Here is a 19,885-nt window from a genome sequence, read left to right on the forward strand (position 1 = left end):
AGGATAGCAGGCGAATGCCGAAACGGTGCGGAACAGCGATAGCCGCCCGCATAACCGGATTTATTAGTGATATTCGATTTAACGCAAGCATTTATCGCGCAAACCGCCGGATTGCGCGATAATTCATGGGTTTTGCGGATATGATGCCCGTTACCAGAGCTTTACGTGCCGGTTCACATCCTTGTAGAGCAGGTAACGGAAGCGGCCCGGTCCACCCGCATAGCAGGCCTGCGGGCAATAGGCGCGCAGCCACATGAAGTCGCCCGCCTGCACTTCCACCCAGTCCTCGTTCAGCCGGTAGACGGCCTTGCCTTCCAGCACATAAAGGCCGTGTTCCATCACATGGGTTTCCATGAAGGGAATGGTCGCGCCCGGCTCGAAGGTGACGATGTTGAGATGCATGTCGTAACGCACATCTTCCGGATCGATGAAGCGGGTCGTCGCCCATTTGCCGTCCGTATCCGGCATGGCCGACAAAGCGTGCTCATCCTCATGCGTGAAGATCGCCGGCGGCGGCTCCAGCCCCTCGACCGCCTGAAACGCTTTGCGGACCCAGTGGAACTTGACCGGCGCCTTGCCCGAATTGCAAAGCTGCCAGCGGGAACCGGCCGGCAGGAAGGCGAAGGAGCCTTCCCGCAACGCATGCTGCACGCCCTCGAATTCCACGGTCATTTCGCCGTCGACAACGAATATCGCCGCTTCGGCCCGTGCGTCCGGTTCCGGCCGGTCACTGCCGCCGCCCGGCTGCACCTCGACGATATATTGCGCAAAGGTTTCGGAAAAACCCGTCATCGGCCGGGCGATGATCCACGCGCGAGTGCCGGTCCAGTGCGGCAGCACGCTGGTTACGATATCGGACATGACGGTTTTGGGGATGACCGCATAGGCGGTCTTGAACACCGCCTTGCTCGACAGAAGTTCCGTCTGTCCCGGCAGACCGCCCATATCCGAATAATATCTCTTCATTTCAGCCATTCCATTCTGCAACGCATTCGGCGCGGATTCTTAGGCCCGCGCCGGCGTTTAATCAAATGGTTATTGGCAAGCAGAGACTGGCCCGAAGGATGTCACGCCTTCTTACGCATCGTGGCGTAGACGATATTGTGGTTCTCACCGAAGAACACATCCGCCTCGATGCTTGCGGGATCGGCGCTGGCATTGACGATCCGCCACATATCCGCCTTGGAGCGCAACAGCAGCGCCCAGTTCATGAAGGTTTCCATGTAACCGTCGACGACGATATCCTCCGAGAAATTGGCGAAGAGGAACATGCCGCCGGGCTTCAGCATTTCCATGCAGCGCCGCGTGAGTTTGATCGCCACGCGGTCGTTCAGATAATCGTAGAGACCGGCCGCGTAGATCAGGTCGAAAGTGCCGAGTTCCTGCGTGCGCAGGACGATATCGCGCACGGAACCGTCGATCGCCTCGATGCAGCTACCGTTGAAATCGCGGGCGACGGAACCGACGCTCAAGGGGTCCTGATCGAGCGCCACCCAGCGCTTGATTTTACCCTCTTTCAGCGCAACGGAGGCATCCGCTTCGCGCAGATGGCCGGAAGCGATGGTGAGGATTTCCGTCTCATTGCCATGCCGGGCCGCGGCCTCATCGACGAACCGCGTCAGCAAATCGCGCCGCTCGCGCACGGCGACCGAGGAACTGGCATCCCTGGTGTAGTCGTAAAGGGCCGCACCGAGCGGCGTGGCATTATTTACCAGTTCGGCAACGCTGTCGTGGCCATAAATGAAATCGAGCAGCTGCGCATCGCCCGAATAACCCCGCGGCTTTTCGAAAGACCAGCGCGTGAACGGGTCCTCCAGAAAATGGACCGAAACGGGGTGATTCTGCACCAGCGGAATCAGTTCAGCCCACACGCTGGAGTGGAGCTTCTCCCGCAGGGCATGCAGTGCACCCGCCGTTCTATGTATTATCTCACGTGCTGAAACACGATTGTCGAATTGCTGCTGTGCCAATTCGAGAATGAGCGCAATCTCTGCTTTCGCAACTGCGAACTGCTCATCGAATGTTTCCGTTCTGCGTGCAAAAATCTCTTTTGCGACAGTATCCGGGGTAATCAGACTTGCCCCGTCAAGATTTTTCTTCTTTACCCGCACCACTTCAGCCTCCAGTATTAACGCATTGTTAACTATACGTTTCTGGGAGGCGGAAGGCCACTCGCTTTCGATTTTTGAGCGGTGTAGGGATACATTAGTAGATTAGCGTATTTTTTTGGTCACACTCGTGAGGACGGGAGAAAGCAGATACGCGATTTAGTGAAACTTAATGTTGCGAACGTATGATGCGTTCTTCCTTTCCATGTTCTCCGCACGCATCGGCAGAGATCGACGGGAACCCGCACTGGGTGCGACAGCACACGGAAAAGTGGAATAAGCAGTTACTTAATAAAGTATACGCAACACTATGGGAAAGTGCATGAAGCACACATTGGGAGAGGTGAGTGGACAGCAAGACTATCGGCGGCCGGACTCCCGGTTTTCTGATGAACTCCTTGCCCTTTACCAGCAGGAAGGTGAGCGCAGCCGCCGCGGTTCGATCCGGCGGGGCCTGTGGACCGCTGTCTTTATCTATCTGCTGTTTGCCGCAACCGACATCATTCTGATACCCGACGTCGCTTTTTTCACCATTATCGCACGTCTGATTGTTGTCCTGTCATCCCTGCTGACGCTGGAGATTCAGCTAAGCAAGGGCGCCAGCACCACGGCGCTCGATCTCACCTGCGCCACCGCTCTCGTCATGGGCTATATCGGCTGGCTGCTGCCTTCGCTGTTGACCGACAATACCGAAAACATGTCCTATTACATGGTTTTCGGGGCGATCTTCATGATGGGCGCCAATCTGTTTTTCACCTTCCGCTTCCATCTGTCGCTGGTGTCTTCAGGCATCATTCTCGTTACCTATTTTCTGGCGGCAACGCAGTTTCCCGAAGACAGCTTCTACAAGTTCGCCTTCGGCACCTTCTACATATCCTGTTTCGTCTTCACCTCTTACGTGAACTGGAACCTGAACCGGGAGCGCTACCACGTCTTCGTCAACGGGCTGGAGGCGAAGGCCCAGCAGAAGGCGGCCGACGAACGTGGCCAGGCGCTGCTGCGGCTTTCCAATACCGACTCCCTGACGGGCCTGCAGAACCGCCGCGCCATCGACCACCATCTGCGCCTGCTGTGGGACAACTGGATCAGGAAGGAAGAAGGCTTTGCTGTTTTTCTGATCGATGTCGACTTCTTCAAGAAATACAACGACCGTTACGGCCACCAGGAAGGCGACAAGTGCCTGGTGACGGTGGGCAACGCCCTGCAGGATGCAATCACCGAACACGGCGCTTCCATCGGCCGCTATGGCGGGGAGGAATTCATCGTGCTGGCGCCGTTCAAGTCCAAGCAGCAGGTGGGTGAGCTTGCCGAGACGATCCGCCACACCGTTGAAGACCTGTCGCTTGCGCATGACCAGCGCCGGGATGGCACCTTCATCGTCACCGTCAGCATCGGTGCATCCTTCACCCGTCCCAATGCGGACGGCAAGCTGGAAAAGATTATCAACGAGGCCGACCGCGCGCTCTATATAGCCAAGGGCAATGGCCGCAACTGCATGAAGCTGTTCGATCCGGACGATCCGCAGACCAGCGACGAGACGGAAAACATTGCCGCCCTCCTGAAAATCGCCGTCGCGGAAGATCTCGTTTCCCTCGTCTATCAGCCTATTCTCAACATTTCGACCAACGAGACCGCGGGGGTCGAAGCGCTGATGCGGCTCCGCCTGCTGGATGGCAATCCAGTCGCACCCGGTATTTTCATTCCGATTGCCGAACGCACCGGCACGATCATGGAACTGGGCCTGTGGACCATCAAGACCGTCTGCAAGCAGATACTGGCCGATGACAAGGTGGCCGTCGTCAGTGTCAACGTGTCGCCGATGCAATTGAAAAATCCGGGTTTCGCCACCTCCGTGGCGGCCATTCTCGTGGAGGCGGGAATTGCCGGCAACAGGCTTGCCTTCGAAATCACCGAAGGCGTCGACATGGAAATGCATTCGGACGTGCTGCGTTGTCTGAACGACCTGAAAACGCTCGGCATCAATATCTGGCTGGATGATTTCGGAACGGGTTTTGCCGGCCTTTCGTGGCTGCGCATGACGGATTTCGATACCGTCAAGATCGACCGCTCCTTCCTGCACGACAGCAAGACCCCGCGCGGCCGCGCGATGCTGCAGGACATGATCCGCCTCATCCGAAATCGCGGCCACAAGATCCTGATCGAAGGCGTAGAGACCGAGGAACAGCTGAGGCTCGTGCGTCAGATGGAGATCGACTACGCGCAGGGTTATTATATCGGCCGCCCCATCGGGGCCGAAAGGCTGGGCGCGGCGGCAGCGCCCTATCCGCGCCCGAATATGCTGCTACGCCCCGCCTAATCCTGTATGACGGCAGAACGCCGCCGTCAGCCGCAGGCCGCTTTAATGATAAGCGGGCGGGTTGACCGAGAATTTTGCAGCAAGCTCCGAGAAGGCCGCCCGCGTGACGGGATCGACAGGAGCCCCTTCCCTTTCCCGTCTTGCCGCCACCGCCCACTCCCGGTCACCCGGCGCCATGACCTTGCAGTCTTCCCGCACGGGGGATCCGCGCAGGACCTCGAGATAACGTTTCATGCCCTCGTCGAACACCTCGCGCTCCAGGAAGGCTTCCGGCTTCAGCACCAGAACGAAGGCCCCAAGCCCGCGCGGCGTGGAAAAATCCGGCCCGCCCATCGGAGCGATATCGAAGCTGAGTTTCATGCCCGTTAGAACAGCGCTGAAAATCTCGACCATTCCCGCAAGCGCCGCACCCTTGAAACCGAACTCGCCGCCGACCGGGGCAAGCATTTCAACGGCATGGGGATCGCGGGTATCGACGCCGTCGCCGTCAGAGGCCACACCTTGCGGCAATTGCTGGCCGAGGCTCCGGTAAAGCAGGACACGGTTATAGGGCACCGCGCTGGTGGCCATATCCAGCAGCCAGGGCATGTCATCCGCCGCCGGCACACCGATGGCGATTGGATTGGTGCCGTGGAAACGCATGGCGCCATCATGAAGGCGCACGAAACTGTCGGAATTGCAGAAGGTGAGGCCGATATAGCCCTGCCGCGCCGCTTCCAGGGCATAAGCGCCGGCCGGGCCGAAATGCGATGAGTTGCGGATCGCCACCGCGCCAATGCCGAATTTTTCCGCGAGCGCCATGGCGCTGTCCATCGCCGCATAGGTGGCGCGGGCGCCATGGGCATGGTCTGCGTCGATCGTCTCCACCGCGCCGAAGCCCGAAACGCGGCGGATCTGCGGCCGCCGATTGAGACGCCCGCCTTCGAGCGCGGTAATATAATGTGCGAGCAGCCGCACACCGTGGCTGTCTACACCGAGCCTTGTGCCGTGCATCATGGCGCGTGTCGCCGCATCGGCCGTTTCGTCATCGGTGCCGGCGGCCAGGAAAACGGTGCGGCAAAACCGCTCCAGCTCATCCAGACTCGCCAGAACGGTGGCTTTTTCATTGCTGTGCGCCATGAGGGAATCCTCCCAATTCCAGAATCCATGCCGCACAAGCTATTCACGGGGCGCGTTTTTGCAATCGAATATCGCGCGCCCCGAAAGCTCAATCAGTCTTCCGCTCCCATGGCATCGTAAGAAGATCGTTCGCCGGCGATGATCGCGCGTTTGCCGACATGGTTGGCAGGCCCGACAATGCCTTCCTGTTCCATTCGCTCGACCAGCGAAGCGGCACGGTTATAACCGACGGACAGGCGGCGCTGAATATAGGAAGTGGAGCACTTCTTGTCGCGCATCACCACCTTGACGGCCTTTTCATAGAGATCGTCGCTATCGTCCTCACCCATGGCGGTCTTGTCGAAAACAGTGGCTTCTTCTTCCACCTCTTCGTCGGTTTCGTCGGCGTCTTCGGTAACGGTGCCGAGATATTCCGGGCGTCCCTGCGTCTTCAGATGCGCGACCACCTTTTCCACTTCCTCATCCGAAACGAAGGGACCGTGGACACGGGCGATGCGGCCGCCGCCCATCATGTGCAGCATATCGCCCTGGCCGAGCAGATGCTCCGCGCCCTGTTCGCCAAGGATGGTACGGCTGTCGATTTTCGAGGTCACCTGGAAGGAGATGCGGGTCGGGAAGTTCGCCTTGATCGTACCGGTGATGACATCGACCGACGGGCGCTGGGTTGCCATGATGAGATGGATGCCGGCAGCACGCGCCATCTGCGCCAGGCGCTGGATCGCGCCTTCGATTTCCTTGCCCGCGACCATCATCAGGTCGGCCATTTCGTCGACGATGACGACGATATAAGGCATCGCCGTGAGGTCCATTTCCTCCTGCTCGTAGACCGCCTCGCCGGTGGCGCGGTCAAAGCCGCTCTGCACGTTGCAGAACACCGTCTCGCCCTTGGCGCGTGCGGCAGCGGCCCTTGCATTGTAGCCGTCGATATTGCGCACGCCGAGACGCGACATCTTGCGATAACGGTCTTCCATTTCGCGCACGGCCCATTTCAGCGCCATGACCGCCTTTTTCGGATCGGTAACCACAGGCGTCAACAGATGCGGAATACCGTCATAAACGGAAAGCTCGAGCATCTTGGGATCGACCATGATGAGACGGCATTCTTCCGGCTTCAGACGATAGAGCAGCGACAGGATCATGGTGTTGATGGCAACCGACTTGCCGGAGCCGGTGGTGCCGGCGACCAGCAGATGCGGCATCTTCGCCAGTTCGGCGATGACAGGTTCGCCGCCGATGGTTTTGCCGAGGCAAAGCGCGAGCTTCTGGCGGGTCTCGGCATAGTCTGTCGCTTCGATCAGTTCGCGCAGATAAACCGTCTCGCGCACCGGATTCGGCAGTTCGATGCCGATGACATTGCGGCCGGGCACGACGGCGACACGGGCCGAGAGCGCCGACATGGAGCGGGCGATATCGTCCGAGAGACCGATGACGCGCGAGGACTTGACGCCGGGGGCGGGTTCGAACTCGTACAGCGTGACGACCGGGCCGGGACGAACGTCGATGATCTCGCCCTTGATGCCGAAATCCTCCAGCACGCTTTCGAGAAGCCCGGCGCTCTGCTCCAGCGCTTCCGGCGTCATGGTCGTGGTCTGCTGGACGCGGGCCTCCTGCAGAAGATCGATGGAGGGGTATTCATATTCCCCCTCGGCGAAGACAGGCGCTTCGCGGAACATCGGCTGCGAGGCCTGGATAGGCGCGCGCGGCGTGAAGCGCGGCTCGGCCGCAATTCTCTCAACCGGCTGAACCTGCTCCACAGGTCTCGGCGTCTCGACAACCATCGGCGCTTCCGCGACGGGCGGCGGTATGACTTCCTGTTCCGCGACCGGAAGGGCGGCAGGAACGACGGACTGGCGCACGCCGATCTCGCGGTAAAGCCGGATTGCCGAACCGCCCGGCACGGTGACGACAGGAGGTTCGGACGAAAGCACGATCGCAGCGGCTGCCGGCGACACGACGGCGACCGGCGCGACTATCGCTGGCGCCGTGACGACCGAATTTGCAAGAACGGCGCGCGTGGACGCGGAAACGCCCTCGCCGGCGCTGCCCGGCAGATCGAGCGTCATCACTTCCCAGAAAAGCTCATCCGGCAGATGGGCGGCGAAAGCAGGAATGACGGCCTGAGCGGCCTCGACAGCAGGTGCGACGGATTGCGGCTGAACCGACGGGAATATCTGCGGCACGGGCGCTTCCACGGCTACGGAGATACCTTCCTGAACCGGCATCTGCGCAGCGGCAGCCGCCTCTTCCGCCTGCTTGCGGGCAAGCTCCAGCCGCAATTTGTAAGTCAGCGCTCTGGCGCCCCGGGCCTCCGGCGGCTGCGGCAGAAACGGCATGCGCGGCGGCGGCACGCGCTGCTCCGCCGGCTTCACGACGGGTTGGGAGACAGGAGCAGCCTCCTCCTGCACAGCCTGCTGCTGCGCCACCGCTTCCTGCTCCACCGTTTCAGGCGGAGCGGCAACCGGGATTTCCTCTTCCGGAATATTGGGTGTCTCGACCGGCATGCGCCGGGCAAAGGCGCTTTCCGGCGTGCGGGTGAAACGCACATTCGGGCCAAGCACGAAAGCATTCTGCCAGCCGGGCATCTCGGCGCGGCCTTCAATGGCGTCGGCTGCACTGACATCGGCATTCGGCCGGGGTGTCGCGCCCACCTTCATTCCCGCCGTCTGCTGCCCGGCAACCGACTGGCCGCCGGCATGACGAGCCTTCTCGCTCCCCTCCCCTACGCTATTGGACGAATTCTGGAATCTGGATCGGGAGAAACTCATGGCAGCGTGCACACTCATCATAAACGTACATATTTCGGTCTCCCTGAAATAGAAAATAAAGGTTAATTACCCCTTTCCAAACGGGGTCACCGCGGCAGATTTTCGCTCCGCCCACAGGCGCAACGGGGCACACACGGCCGAAGCATCGGTATCCCAACCACCTAATTTCATTGCGTTAAATCAATTTTCCGGAACATCGCCGCCGGTAGCACCGCAGCAGGAGAAAAGCGTATTACCGCCGGAAAGCATATTGTTTCCGCAAAGGCCCACGCAACGTAAAATCATTGCTGTAAAGCCCGCGAATTAACGTGGACACTGCCGAGGTTGCAGTCTTAAGATCGGCCGCCGCGGACCAAGTGGAAAGGCCCGCCCAGCCCTCATTTCCGGAGTGAATCATGTCGCCTGTCCACCTGTCCCGCCGCTCGCTTCTCAAGACGTCACTCCTTCTTGCCGCAACCACGGGTTTGGCGGGCATCGCCGCCGCTCAGCAGGCGGCACCCGGCGGAAGGCTGATCGTGGCGGCCGATTCGGAGCCGAAGAACCTCAACCCGGCGATCGTCGCCTCAAACGGCGTGTTTTATATCGCCAGCAAGATCGTCGAGCCGCTGGCCGAGGCCTCCTTCGATGGCAAGGATGGGCTCACGCCGCGGCTTGCGACCGAATGGCAGGGATCGGATGACGGTCTCAGCGCCACTTTCAAGCTGCGCGAAGGCGTGTCCTGGCATGACGGCAAGCCGTTCACCTCGGCGGATGTGGCCTTTTCTGCGCTCTCCATCTGGAAGCCGTTACAGAATCTCGGACGGCTGGTCTTCGCCAATCTCGAGAAGGTGGACACGCCGGATGAACACACGGCGATCTTCCGCTTCTCCAAGCCCACGCCCTTCCAGCTCATCCGCAACGCGCTGCCGGTCGTTACTAGCGTCGTGCCGAAACATCTTTATGAAGGCACCGATATCGCCACCAACCCGGCCAATACCAAACCGGTCGGCACCGGGCCTTTCGTCTTTGCCGAATACAAGCCCGGCGAATATTATCGCCTGACCCGCAATCCCAACTACTGGGGCAAGGACGAACCGCAGCTCGAAGAGATCATCTACCGCGTCCTGCCGGACCGGGCCGGTGCGGCCTCCGCGCTCGAAGCAGAGGAAATCCAGCTCGCCGCCTTCTCCGCCGTGCCTTTGGCCGATCTCGACCGCATCTCAAAGGTGGCGGGCATCAAGGTCATTGCCGATGGTTACGAGGCGCTGACCTATCAGCTGGTGGTCGAAATCAACCATCGCCGCAAGGAACTGGCCGATCTCAAGGTCAGAAAGGCCATCGCCCACGCCATCGACAAAAAATTCGTCATCGACAAGGTCTTCCTCGGTTACGCCACGGCATCCACAGGCCCGGTACCGAAAAACGCCCCTGAATTCTACACCGACGATGTCGAGACCTATGATTTCGATGTGGCCAAGGCCAATGCCCTGCTGGACGAGGCGGGTTATGCGCGCGGCCCGAACGGAACACGTTTCTCGCTGAAACTTCTGCCGGCGCCCTATTTCAACGAAACCAGACAGTTCGGCTCCTATCTTCGTCAGGCGTTGCAGGAAATCGGCATCGATGCCGAGTTGGTCAATAATGATTCAGCCGCTCACCAGAAGGCCGTCTACACCGATCATGCCTTCGATCTCGCCATCGCGCCGCCGGTCTTCCGCGGCGACCCGGCAATTTCCACCACCATTCTCGTGCGTTCCGGCATTCCGGCGGGCGTCGGCTTCTCCAACCAGGGCGGTTACGAGAACAGGACGCTGGACGAATTGATCGACAAGGCGGCGATAACGGTCGACACCGCCGCGCGCACGGCGCTTTACAAGGATTTCCAGAAGCAGGTCGCCGCCGATCTGCCGCTGATCAACGTTGCCGAATGGGGCTTCATCACAGTGGCGCGCGATACCGTCAAACATGTCGCCAGCAATCCCCGCTGGGCCGTTTCCAACTGGGCGGATACGGCGGTCGATACGTAAGGACGCATCGTGAAGCGTGCAGTAACATTGCTGAAGCGAAGGGCAGTCAGCGCCATTCCGGTGCTGCTGATCGTTCTCATCTTCACTTTCGTACTGCTTGAAAATGCATCTGGAGACGCGGTAGACGCCTATCTCGTCTCCATCGGCGGCGGCGATGCCGGGCTCAGGGATGTATTGCGCGAGCAATATGGCCTGAACGGTTCGGTGCTGGCCCGTTTCTGGCTCTATGCCAGCTCGGTGCTGCGGCTCGATCTCGGCTGGTCGCTTGCCTTCGACCGGCCGGTGCTGGGGCTGATCCTCGAGCGGTTGCCGAACACGCTTCTCCTGATGGGCAGCGCCACCGCACTCGCCTTCATTCTCGGCACCGGGCTTGGCATTGTGGCGGGTGCCCGTCCCGGAGGGCTGACGGATCGCGTGCTTTCAACGCTTTCGCTGGCGCTTTACGCCACGCCCGGCTTCTGGCTCGGCCTCGTGCTGGCCATCGTCTTTGCCGTTCAACTCAAATGGCTGCCCACCTCAGGCATCGAAACCATCGCCTCGGGCAAGCAGGGATTTGCAAGGGCGCTCGATATTGCCCGCCATCTCGTGCTGCCGGTCGCCAGTCTCGGCCTCATTTATCTCGCGCTTTTCCTGCGCGTCATGCGCACTGCCATGGCTGCGGTCTGGCCGCTGGATTTCGTGCTTTTTGCTCAATCCAAGGGACTTTCCAGGAGACGGATCGTGCTGCGCCATGTCGCGCGCAACGCCGCTCTTCCGCTTGTCACCGTGCTTGGCCTGCAGGCCGCAACCATGCTGGGCGGCAGCGTGGTGATCGAAAGCGTCTTCGCGATTCCCGGCTTCGGCCGGCTGGCGCAGGAGGCGGTCAGCGGCCGCGATACGCCGCTTTTGATGGGCATTATTCTGACAAGCGCCGTCTTCGTCATCCTCGTCAATCTCGCCGTCGATATTGTCTATGCCGTTCTCGATCCGCGCATCGGCAGCGGGGAGCGACAGGCATGAGTTTCGCTCTCCGGCTGCTGCGCAGTTTCGAAGGCGCTACGGGCACCATCATTCTGGTGCTGCTTGCCGTGACGGCGCTTGCCGCCCCCCTCCTCTTTCCGGGCGACCCGCTGGCCATCGTCGGCGAACCGCTGATTGCGCCGTTTACGGATGCCGCCCTGCCGCTGGGCACCGACCGGCTGGGCCGCAATGTGCTGGCCGAGCTTGCCCATGGCGCGCAGGCCTCCCTGCTCGTCGGCATGGGTGCTGCCGCCGCCGCGCTGGTGATCGGCACCGTCATCGGCACCATTGCCGGTTTTGCGGGCGGTCTCGTGGATGAAGCATTGATGCGCGTCACCGACGCCTTCCAGATCGTGCCGAATTTCCTGCTCGCGCTCGCCTTCGTCAGCACCATCGGCCCCTCAATGCCCATCGTCATTCTCGCCATTGCGCTCGGCGCATGGGCGGATCCGGCGCGGCTGATGCGGGCGCAGGTGTTGAGCATCCGCGAGCGCGATTATGTTCAATCCGCCCGCGCCATCGGCATGCATCCGCTGGAAATCGCCTTCCGGCAGATTTTACCGAATGCCCTGCCGCCGGTTCTGGCGCTGGCCGCCATCATCGTCGCGGCAGCCATTCTCACCGAAGCGGCACTGTCCTTCCTCGGGCTTGGCGATCCCAATATCGTCACCTGGGGTTCTATGATCGCCGAAGGACGCAACGTCCTGCGCTCAGCCGCGTTTTTGTCCATCATCCCCGGCATCGGCCTTCTGGTCACCGTTCTCGGCGTTTACCTTCTCGGCGAAGGCATCAACAGGGCGATGGCGACGAGGAGGCAAGCGCCATGAGCGGAAATGCGCTGTGCCGGATCGACGATCTCAGCGTTTTTTATGCGGCGGGCGATGCACCGGCCTTGCAGAATGTTTCGCTGACGATTCGGCAGGGGCAGAGGCTGGCGATCATCGGCGAAAGCGGTTCAGGAAAATCCACGCTCGGCAGAGCCATTGCCGGGCTTCTTCCCGGCAATGCGCGGGTTTCCGGCGATATTTCCTGGAGCCGCGATAGCGGCCTGTTTCATGGCAGGCCGCTGCCAGGGCGCGATATCGGCACGATCTTTCAGGATACCGGCGCGACACTCAACCCGGTTCTCACCATCGGAGAACAGGTGGCGGAAGGCGCCGTGCGACATCTCGGCCTGTCATGGAGGCAAGCGCGCGATCTTGCCCGCGACCTTCTGGAGCGGGTGCGGCTGCCGCATCCTTCCCATCTGCTTGCCGCCTATCCGCACCAGCTTTCCGGCGGCCAGAGGCAGCGCGTGGCGATTGCCGCCGCCATTGCCGCCAGTCCTTCGATCCTTATTGCCGACGAGGCCACGAGCGCGCTCGATACGGTCAGTCAGGCCGCCATCGCCACGCTGCTGGACGATCTGGTGCGGCAGGAAAACAAGACGCTGGTGTTCATCACCCATGATATCGGCCTTGCTTCCAGCCTTGCCGACGAGATCGCGGTTCTGCGCGCGGGGCTGCTGGTGGAACACGGCCCGACGCGGCGGGTGCTTTCCGCACCCAGCCATGACTATACGCGTGCGCTGCTTGCCGATTATCTCGATCTCTCCACCCCGCCGCTCATCAGCGAGGCCGCGTCATGAACGAAGCCCTTCTGAGCGTCGACGGACTGTCGAAAACCTATCGCACCGGCGCAAGAACGGTGGCGGCGCTTTCCGACATCTCCTTTTCGCTTCAGCCGGGCGAGACCATGGGGCTTGCCGGTCCCTCCGGCTGCGGGAAATCGACACTGGCGCGCATTCTGATGCGGCTGATCCCAGCCGACGAAGGCACGATCCATTTCAAAGGCCGTGACTGGCTGGCGCTTGACGACGGCAAGCTTCGCCCCGCCCGCCGGCACATGCAGATGGTGTTTCAGGACACGCATGGCGCCTTCAATCCGCGCGCCAGCGTCGAGGATGCCATCGGCGAACCGTTGCGCATCCATCGCACGGTCAAAAGACGCGAGCGTGCGGCGGAAATACGCCGCCTTCTCGAGCGCGTGGGCCTGCCCGCCAGCTATGCCGGCCGCTCGGTCTTCGAGCTTTCCGGCGGCCAAAGGCAGCGTGTCGCGATTGCACGGGCCATTGCGCTCAAACCGTCGCTTCTCATTCTGGACGAAGCTGTCTCCGCGCTCGATGTTTCGGTTCGCCGGCAAATCCTCGAACTGCTGGTGGAAATACAGCGGGAGACGGCTGTTTCCTGTATTTTCGTTTCCCATGATCTCGCGGTCATCCGGGCCGTCTGCCACCGCGTCGCCATCATGGAAGCGGGACGGATCGTTGAAATCGGCAGGACGGGAAATATCGTCTCGGCGCCGCAATCCTCGACCGCCAGAACCCTGATCGACGCCGCACCGCGCCTGACCATTGCCACGTAAGGAAAAGACATGCCCGTTCCGGATTATGCATTGCTGCTCGACCCACCCGCTTTTCCCGCGGAGCGTTACGCCATTCTGGCCGACCGGCTGGCAGCCTTGATGGGCACGGGGAACGACGTCCTTCTCATACAGGCGGAAGCCGTGCTGGCGCTTGAGGCTGCGGCGACGAGCCTTGCCCGACCGGGTCTTAGAGCGCTCAACATCGTCACCAGCCCCTATGGCGCATGGTTCGGCGGCTGGCTCGCGAGAGGTGGCGCGACGGTGCGCAACCTGACCGCCAGCCCGGCAAAGCCGGTCACGCTGGAGGAGGTGGAGCGGGCGCTGAACGAGGGTCCGGGCTTCGATCTTCTCGCCATCGTCCATGCGGAATCGGCAAGCGGCATTCTCAACCCCCTGCCCGCCATTGCCGCGCTCGCTCGGCAAAGGGGCATCGTAACCCTTGTCGATGCCGTCGCCTCCATCGGCGGCCATGCCTTCGAGGTCGACCGGCTGGGCATCGATATCGCCGTGATCGGCCCGCAAAAGGCGCTGGCCGGCCCGGCCGGGGTTTCAGCCATTTCCGTCAGCGAAAAAGCCTGGGACCTACTTTCCCATGGTGATGCGCCGGCAAACTCCATGCTCTCGCTTCTGGACCAGAAAAAACTCTGGCTCGATGCCGGCCGCGGCGTGCTGCCCGGAACGCCCGCTCCGCTGGAATTCTACGCGCTGGAGGCCGCCCTCGACCGGATAGAGACAGAAGGTCTGGCGTCTGCCAATGAACGCCATGAAAGAGCGGCCGCGGCCACCCGGAACGGCATCAGGGCGCTCGGTATCCCGACCTGGGTGGAAGAGGCACACGCCTCCGCCCTCGTTTCCACGGCGATCCTGCCGGATACCGTGGAAGCCGGAGCGTTCCTCGCCGCTGCATCCCAAAAGCAGGGCGCGGATCTTTCCGCCGGTGTCGGCCCCGGCGCGGAACGGTTGATAAGGCTCAATCACACCGGTCGGCGGGCGCATCCGGAGGCGGTAAAAGCCAATATCGCGGCCTTCTCCAGCGCCCTGAAGAGCCTCGGCCATGCCGCAGATACCGATTCCGCACTGGAAGCGACTGAAAAAACCTATTCTGACGGCCCTGCGAACGGCGTTTAATGCGGCTAATAAACGTTCATTGCGCCAAATCCGGCAGCGGTGGAATGTCAGTCACGACATTGTTGTTAAAAATGGTAGACAAATTCCTCGGCCAATCTTGACGAAATCATGGCAACGCGCGAAACTTAACGCTACGTTAACTCGCGTGAAGAAGGGAAATGGCCATGGTAGCAGGGTTCAACATGCTCTCCTTTGACCTCTTTGGCATCGGCCGAAGGATGCCCGTCGTCAATGAGCGGGTGGAGACGGAGTTTCAGGACAAAACACCGCGCAGACCCGATGACGAGTCGCATGACGATGACCGCGATCAGGAATATGAACTGTTCTTCTGGTCGCTTTACCCGGTGATCTGAGCCACTCACAGCGGCTTGCAGGCATGAACCTTGCCAAGGACCGCGGGTTCATTCAATGATTGCCGCATGCGCCGGTCCGGAAATGAAAAGAACTCTGCAAACAGAGACTTGAAACTGCTGCGCCGCCTTCTGCGGGCCAAGGATCATATGGACGCGGCGCCCCATGAGGCGTGGCCTGTTTCACGCCTTGCAAGCGTCAGCGGCGCCTCGCAGGCGCACTTCGCGAGATCGTTTCGCGATGCTTTCGGCATACCTCCTCACCGCTATCTGCTGACCCGCCGGGTGGAGCGCGCAGTGGCGCTGTTGCGTGACACGGATTTTCCGGTCATCGAAATCGCGTTGCAAACCGGCTGGAACAGCATCGGCACATTCGGCCGTGTTTTCCGCGACGTGACCGGGGAAAACCCGAGTGAATTGCGGCGCAGGATGCGGCTTTTGCCTGCCGACCTTGAGCAGGTTCCCCATTGCTTCGTCAGCGCCGCACATCGTCCCCATCTCACAATCGCAGTTTCGGAGAAGCGCCGGCGAACGGAAAGCGGTAGGCACGGTGAGTGAAAGGGAGATAGCTCATGAAAAATGGTGTTCAACTTGTCGGGCTTTATGTTCATGACCAGGACGAAGCGCTGCAATTTTATGTCGAAAAAGTCGGATTTCGTCTGCATACGGACGCACGTAACGGCGATTATCGCTGGTTGACCGTGCAGCACCCGGACCAGCCGGATTTCCAGCTGGGCCTGTTTCGGCCGCAGGCCCCGACCGTTGATGAGGCGACGGCGCAGGATCTGAACGAAGCCGTGGCCAAAGGCGCCATGCCGCCGCTGGTTCTGGTGGTCGAGGATTGCCAGAAAGCCTTTGACGCCATGCACAAACGCGGCGTCGAATTCACCCAGGAACCGATCGCCCGCTACGGCTCGGTGGATGCGAGCTTCCGCGATCCTTCCGGCAATGGCTGGAAGCTCGTTCAGGCCCGCTGAAGCGCCGATGTGTCACATTCCATCATGGATGCTTTTTCTTGGGGGCGATTTTGATCTTGCGAAACTGGATAAGGCAGGGCCATCGGTGGCTGGGCATTCTGCTGACCATTACCATTCTGGCGAACTTCGCTTCGATGGCCTTCGGCCCGACGCCGCCGGTGATCGTCTTTGCTCCGCTGCTGCCTCTGACTTTGCTTGTTTTCAGCGGGCTTTACATGTTCTTCCTGCCATATCTGGGAAAGCCGCCAGCCCCATCGGAGAAGTAGGCAGATAAGCAATGATGCTATCGCGCTCTTCGGCCGCCGTGCAGTTTATGCGGTTGCGAAGCACGGTATTCAAAATGTTTCGGCCCCGGGTTTTACCCCGGGGCCGATTAAAAAGCGGTCGGCCGAAACTACCTGACCTTAGTGGTTGTCGCGCGGCAGGCCCTTGGTCTGGGCGATGCGCTGATACTTCACGGCCGGCTCCAGAACCGCGCCGGTTTCCATCTGGCTGACGATACCGCGCTGGATTTCCTGCCATGGGGTCTGGTGATCGGGGAACTTGTAACCGCCCTCGGCGGAAAGCGCCTCGTAACGCTTGGCCAGCTCTTCACCGGAAATCAGGATATCCGCCTTGCCGCGGCCCACATCGATGCGGACGCGGTCGCCCGTCTGAAGAATGGCAAGACCGCCGCCTGCCGCCGCTTCCGGGGAAGCGTTGAGGATGGACGGGCTGCCCGACGTGCCGGACTGACGGCCATCGCCGATGCAGGGCAGCGAATTGACGCCTTCCTTCAAAAGATAATCCGGTGCGCGCATGTTCACCACTTCCGCCGCACCCGGATAACCGATGGGGCCTGCGCCGCGCATGAAGAGGATGGTATTGGCGTCGATCTTCAGCGACGGATCGTCGATGCGGTGATGGTAGTCCTCCGGACCGTCGAACACCACGGCGCGGCCTTCGAAGGCTTCCGGATCGTTCGGGTTGGAGAGGTAACGGTTGCGGAACTCTTCCGAGATCACGCTGGTCTTCATGATGGCGGAGGAGAACAGGTTGCCGCGCAGAACGCGGAAGCCGGCGCGCTCCTTGAGCGGCTGCTCATAGGGGCGGATGACCTTCTCGTCTTCGATGATCGCGCCACGGCAGTTTTCGCCGATGGTCTTGCCGTTGACGGTCATGGCGTCTTCCATGATCAGTCCCTGTGTCATCAGCTGGTTGACGACGGCAGGAACGCCGCCGGCATGGTAATAATCCTCGCCGAGATATTCACCGGCCGGCTGCAGGTTAACGAGCAGCGGCACGTCTTCGCCATAGGTCTGCCAGTCATCCACCGTCAACTCGACGCCGACGTGGCGGGCGAGGCCGTTCAGATGGATCGGCGCATTGGTGGAACCGCCAATCGCCGAATTGACGCGGATGGCGTTGATGAAGGCATCCTTGGTCATGATATCGGAAGGCTTCAGATCTTCCTTGACCATTTCGACGATGCGCAGGCCGGTAAGATAGGAGACTTCCTGACGGTCACGGTAAGGCGCCGGGATGGCGGCGGAGCCCGGAAGCTGCATGCCGAGCGCTTCAGCAAGCGAGTTCATGGTCGTTGCCGTGCCCATGGTGTTGCAGTAACCCGTGGAGGGAGCCGAAGAGGCGACGAGCTTGACGAAGCCCTGATAATCGATCTCGCCCTTCGCCAGCAGTTCGCGCGCCTTCCAGACGATGGTGCCGGAACCGGTGCGTTCGCCACGGAACCAGCCGTTCAGCATGGGGCCGACGGAAAGGGCGATGGCCGGAATGTTGACGGTGGCCGCCGCCATAAGACAGGCAGGCGTGGTCTTGTCGCAGCCGATGGTCAGAACGACGCCATCGAGCGGATAGCCATAAAGCACTTCCACGAGGCCGAGATAGGCAAGGTTACGGTCGAGACCGGCGGTCGGGCGCTTGCCGGTTTCCTGGATCGGATGCACCGGGAATTCGATGGCGATGCCGCCCGCTTCACGGATGCCTTCGCGCAGGCGGTTCGCCAGTTCCAGATGGTGGCGGTTGCAGGGCGAAAGGTCCGAACCGGTCTGCGCAATGCCGATGATCGGGCGGTCGGACTGAAGCTCGGCCTGGCTCAGACCGAAGTTCATGTAACGCTCGAGATAAAGCGCGGTCATATCCGCGTTGGCGGGATTGTCGAACCACGCGCGCGAGCGAAGCTTGCCTTGGGTTGCAGGCAGATTGTCGGATTTGGTCATTATGCAGGTCTCCAGCCGGAAGTGGCCAACGGTAAAATATTACGAAATGCGACAAGCTTATGTTGTGCGCAAGGAAAATGGAATCAGCTTTCGGAGATCACGCATAACCGACAGAGCAGCCCCAGACGAGTGATTTGGAGCTGTTCTTCGGCTTTAACCGAATATTTTTCGGCATTTACGATGATACCGGTTTCGCGCAACGGCCTCTTCCTCCCTGCCTTGCCTGAATGCGGCCGGCCCGATGGCCCGGCACTCCGCCTCAGTCTGATCTCTTTATTTGTATTACTATTAGATGCCATCATTGGCTGTCAAGCCACATCACGGGCCATTTTCGGCGTGTTCAGACAGGAAAAAAGCGCAATTAATTTCCATTCAAACCATTGATTCATTGTATTTTATGACAAAATTTCGTCGCAGCTCGTGAAAACCAAATTGCGAAAAGGCCAAAAAACCACTTTTCAAGAGTATTACTATATGCTCATAGTGTCGCCGTCACGCTGACATCATCTCTGGGAGGATAAGATGAGAAAAGCTCTTGCGGCATTCACTGTCGCCGTTTCCGCATGCCTTGCATCCAGTGTTTCCGCACAATCGCTTACCGTCGGCTTCTCGCAGATCGGTTCGGAATCCGGCTGGCGCGCGGCTGAAACAACCGTCACCAAGCAGCAGGCGGAGAAGCGCGGCGTCACGCTGAAATTCGCCGACGCGCAGCAGAAGCAGGAAAATCAGATCAAGGCCGTTCGCGGCTTCATCGCGCAGGGCGTCGATGCGATCCTGATCGCTCCGGTCGTCGCAACCGGCTGGGACGCCGTGCTGAAGGAAGCCAAGGAAGAAAAAATCCCTGTCATCCTGCTCGACCGCCAGATCGAGGCTTCGGACGATCTTTACCTCACCGCCGTGACCTCCGATCAGGTTCATGAGGGCAAGGTTGCCGGCGACTGGCTGGTCAAGGATGTCGGCTCCAAGGACTGCAAGGTCGTTGAATTGCAGGGCACGACCGGCTCTTCGCCCGCCATCAACCGCAAGAAGGGCTTCGAAGAGGCGATTGCCTCGCACAAGAACATCAAGATCGCGCGCTCGCAGACCGGTGACTTCACCCGCACCAAGGGCAAGGAAGTGATGGAAAGCTTCATCAAGGCCGAAGGTGGCGGCAAGGATATCTGTGCGGTCTACGCTCATAATGACGACATGGCCGTCGGCGCGATCCAGGCGATCAAGGAAGCCGGTCTGAAACCCGGAACCGACATCAAGGTCGTTTCCATCGATGCCGTGCCTGATATCTTCAAGGCCATGGCGGCCGGCGAAGCCAACGCCACCGTCGAACTGACGCCTGATATGGCCGGCCCCGCCTTCGACGCGCTCGAAGCCTATCTGAAGGACAAGAAGGCCCCGCCGAAGTGGATTCAGACCGAATCCAAGCTCTACACGGCGTCCGACGACCCGATGAAGGTCTACGAGGCGAAGAAGGGTCTGGGTTACTGATACCCCATTCTTCGG

General features: G+C 60.5%; 17 protein-coding genes. 12 read left to right on the forward strand and 5 right to left on the reverse strand.

Annotated elements, in window-relative coordinates:
* Positions 1-150: 150 nt before the first annotated feature.
* Both ACQZ60_RS17755 and ACQZ60_RS17760 read right to left on the reverse strand, forming a co-directional pair.
* Complete coding sequence (locus tag ACQZ60_RS17755) at positions 151-975, reverse strand: bifunctional allantoicase/(S)-ureidoglycine aminohydrolase (protein WP_448735787.1); 825 nt, start codon at positions 973-975, stop codon at positions 151-153.
* A 92-nt stretch (positions 976-1,067) separates the two neighbouring features.
* A complete protein-coding gene (locus tag ACQZ60_RS17760) occupies positions 1,068-2,114 on the reverse strand; it encodes a methyltransferase domain-containing protein (RefSeq protein ID WP_196379118.1) in 1,047 nt (348 codons plus the stop codon).
* Between the two features lie 316 nt (positions 2,115-2,430).
* Between ACQZ60_RS17760 and ACQZ60_RS17765 the strand changes: the two genes are divergently transcribed.
* Positions 2,431-4,425 carry a putative bifunctional diguanylate cyclase/phosphodiesterase gene (locus ACQZ60_RS17765; RefSeq protein ID WP_448735788.1) on the forward strand — a complete coding sequence of 665 codons (1,995 nt, stop codon included), beginning with the start codon at positions 2,431-2,433 and terminating at the stop codon, positions 4,423-4,425.
* A 42-nt stretch (positions 4,426-4,467) separates the two neighbouring features.
* Here the strand turns inward: ACQZ60_RS17765 and ACQZ60_RS17770 are convergent, their stop codons facing one another.
* On the reverse strand, positions 4,468-5,544 hold the full coding sequence (locus ACQZ60_RS17770; protein WP_448735789.1) for an Ldh family oxidoreductase: 1,077 nt from the start codon (positions 5,542-5,544) through the stop codon (positions 4,468-4,470).
* 92 nt (positions 5,545-5,636) lie between these two features.
* Positions 5,637-8,330: a DNA translocase FtsK gene (locus ACQZ60_RS17775; protein WP_448735790.1), complete on the reverse strand. Its 2,694-nt coding sequence runs from the start codon at positions 8,328-8,330 to the stop codon at positions 5,637-5,639.
* Positions 8,331-8,704: 374 nt separating this feature from the next.
* Here ACQZ60_RS17775 and ACQZ60_RS17780 point away from each other — a divergent pair, with 374 nt between their 5' ends.
* From ACQZ60_RS17780 to ACQZ60_RS17825, 10 genes are all read left to right on the forward strand, one after another.
* Positions 8,705-10,315, forward strand: coding sequence for an ABC transporter substrate-binding protein (locus tag ACQZ60_RS17780; RefSeq protein WP_448735791.1), 1,611 nt, complete (start codon positions 8,705-8,707; stop codon positions 10,313-10,315).
* Positions 10,316-10,324: 9 nt separating this feature from the next.
* Complete coding sequence (locus tag ACQZ60_RS17785; RefSeq protein ID WP_448735792.1) at positions 10,325-11,314, forward strand: ABC transporter permease; 990 nt, start codon at positions 10,325-10,327, stop codon at positions 11,312-11,314.
* Positions 11,311-12,141, forward strand: a complete 831-nt coding sequence (locus ACQZ60_RS17790; protein WP_448735793.1) for an ABC transporter permease — start codon at positions 11,311-11,313, stop codon at positions 12,139-12,141. Before ACQZ60_RS17785 ends, ACQZ60_RS17790 begins: the two co-directional genes overlap by 4 nt.
* Positions 12,138-12,941 carry an ABC transporter ATP-binding protein gene (locus ACQZ60_RS17795; RefSeq protein ID WP_448735794.1) on the forward strand — a complete coding sequence of 268 codons (804 nt, stop codon included), beginning with the start codon at positions 12,138-12,140 and terminating at the stop codon, positions 12,939-12,941. The genes ACQZ60_RS17790 and ACQZ60_RS17795 overlap by 4 nt, the downstream gene beginning before the upstream one ends.
* The gene (locus ACQZ60_RS17800) at positions 12,938-13,717 is read left to right on the forward strand and encodes an ABC transporter ATP-binding protein (protein ID WP_448735795.1); all 780 of its coding nucleotides are present in this window, start codon (positions 12,938-12,940) and stop codon (positions 13,715-13,717) included. Before ACQZ60_RS17795 ends, ACQZ60_RS17800 begins: the two co-directional genes overlap by 4 nt.
* Before the next feature lie 9 nt (positions 13,718-13,726).
* Positions 13,727-14,845, forward strand: coding sequence for a pyridoxal-phosphate-dependent aminotransferase family protein (locus tag ACQZ60_RS17805; protein WP_448735796.1), 1,119 nt, complete (start codon positions 13,727-13,729; stop codon positions 14,843-14,845).
* Positions 14,846-15,003: 158 nt separating this feature from the next.
* Positions 15,004-15,198, forward strand: coding sequence for a hypothetical protein (locus ACQZ60_RS17810; RefSeq protein WP_003523745.1), 195 nt, complete (start codon positions 15,004-15,006; stop codon positions 15,196-15,198).
* Between the two features lie 66 nt (positions 15,199-15,264).
* Complete coding sequence (locus tag ACQZ60_RS17815) at positions 15,265-15,753, forward strand: helix-turn-helix domain-containing protein (RefSeq protein ID WP_448735797.1); 489 nt, start codon at positions 15,265-15,267, stop codon at positions 15,751-15,753.
* Positions 15,754-15,767: 14 nt separating this feature from the next.
* Complete coding sequence (locus ACQZ60_RS17820) at positions 15,768-16,172, forward strand: VOC family protein (protein WP_003523747.1); 405 nt, start codon at positions 15,768-15,770, stop codon at positions 16,170-16,172.
* A 56-nt stretch (positions 16,173-16,228) separates the two neighbouring features.
* A complete protein-coding gene (locus ACQZ60_RS17825) occupies positions 16,229-16,438 on the forward strand; it encodes a hypothetical protein (protein WP_020809447.1) in 210 nt (69 codons plus the stop codon).
* A 138-nt stretch (positions 16,439-16,576) separates the two neighbouring features.
* Here ACQZ60_RS17825 and ACQZ60_RS17830 read toward each other — a convergent pair whose 3' ends face one another.
* Positions 16,577-18,388, reverse strand: coding sequence for an IlvD/Edd family dehydratase (locus tag ACQZ60_RS17830; protein WP_020809448.1), 1,812 nt, complete (start codon positions 18,386-18,388; stop codon positions 16,577-16,579).
* Positions 18,389-18,910: 522 nt separating this feature from the next.
* Between ACQZ60_RS17830 and ytfQ the strand changes: the two genes are divergently transcribed.
* Positions 18,911-19,870 (forward strand): galactofuranose ABC transporter, galactofuranose-binding protein YtfQ, encoded by a 960-nt coding sequence (ytfQ, locus tag ACQZ60_RS17835; RefSeq protein ID WP_020809449.1) that lies wholly within the window; start codon positions 18,911-18,913, stop codon positions 19,868-19,870.
* Positions 19,871-19,885: the final 15 nt, after the last annotated feature.

The organism is Agrobacterium sp. 22-223-1, assembly GCF_053522385.1.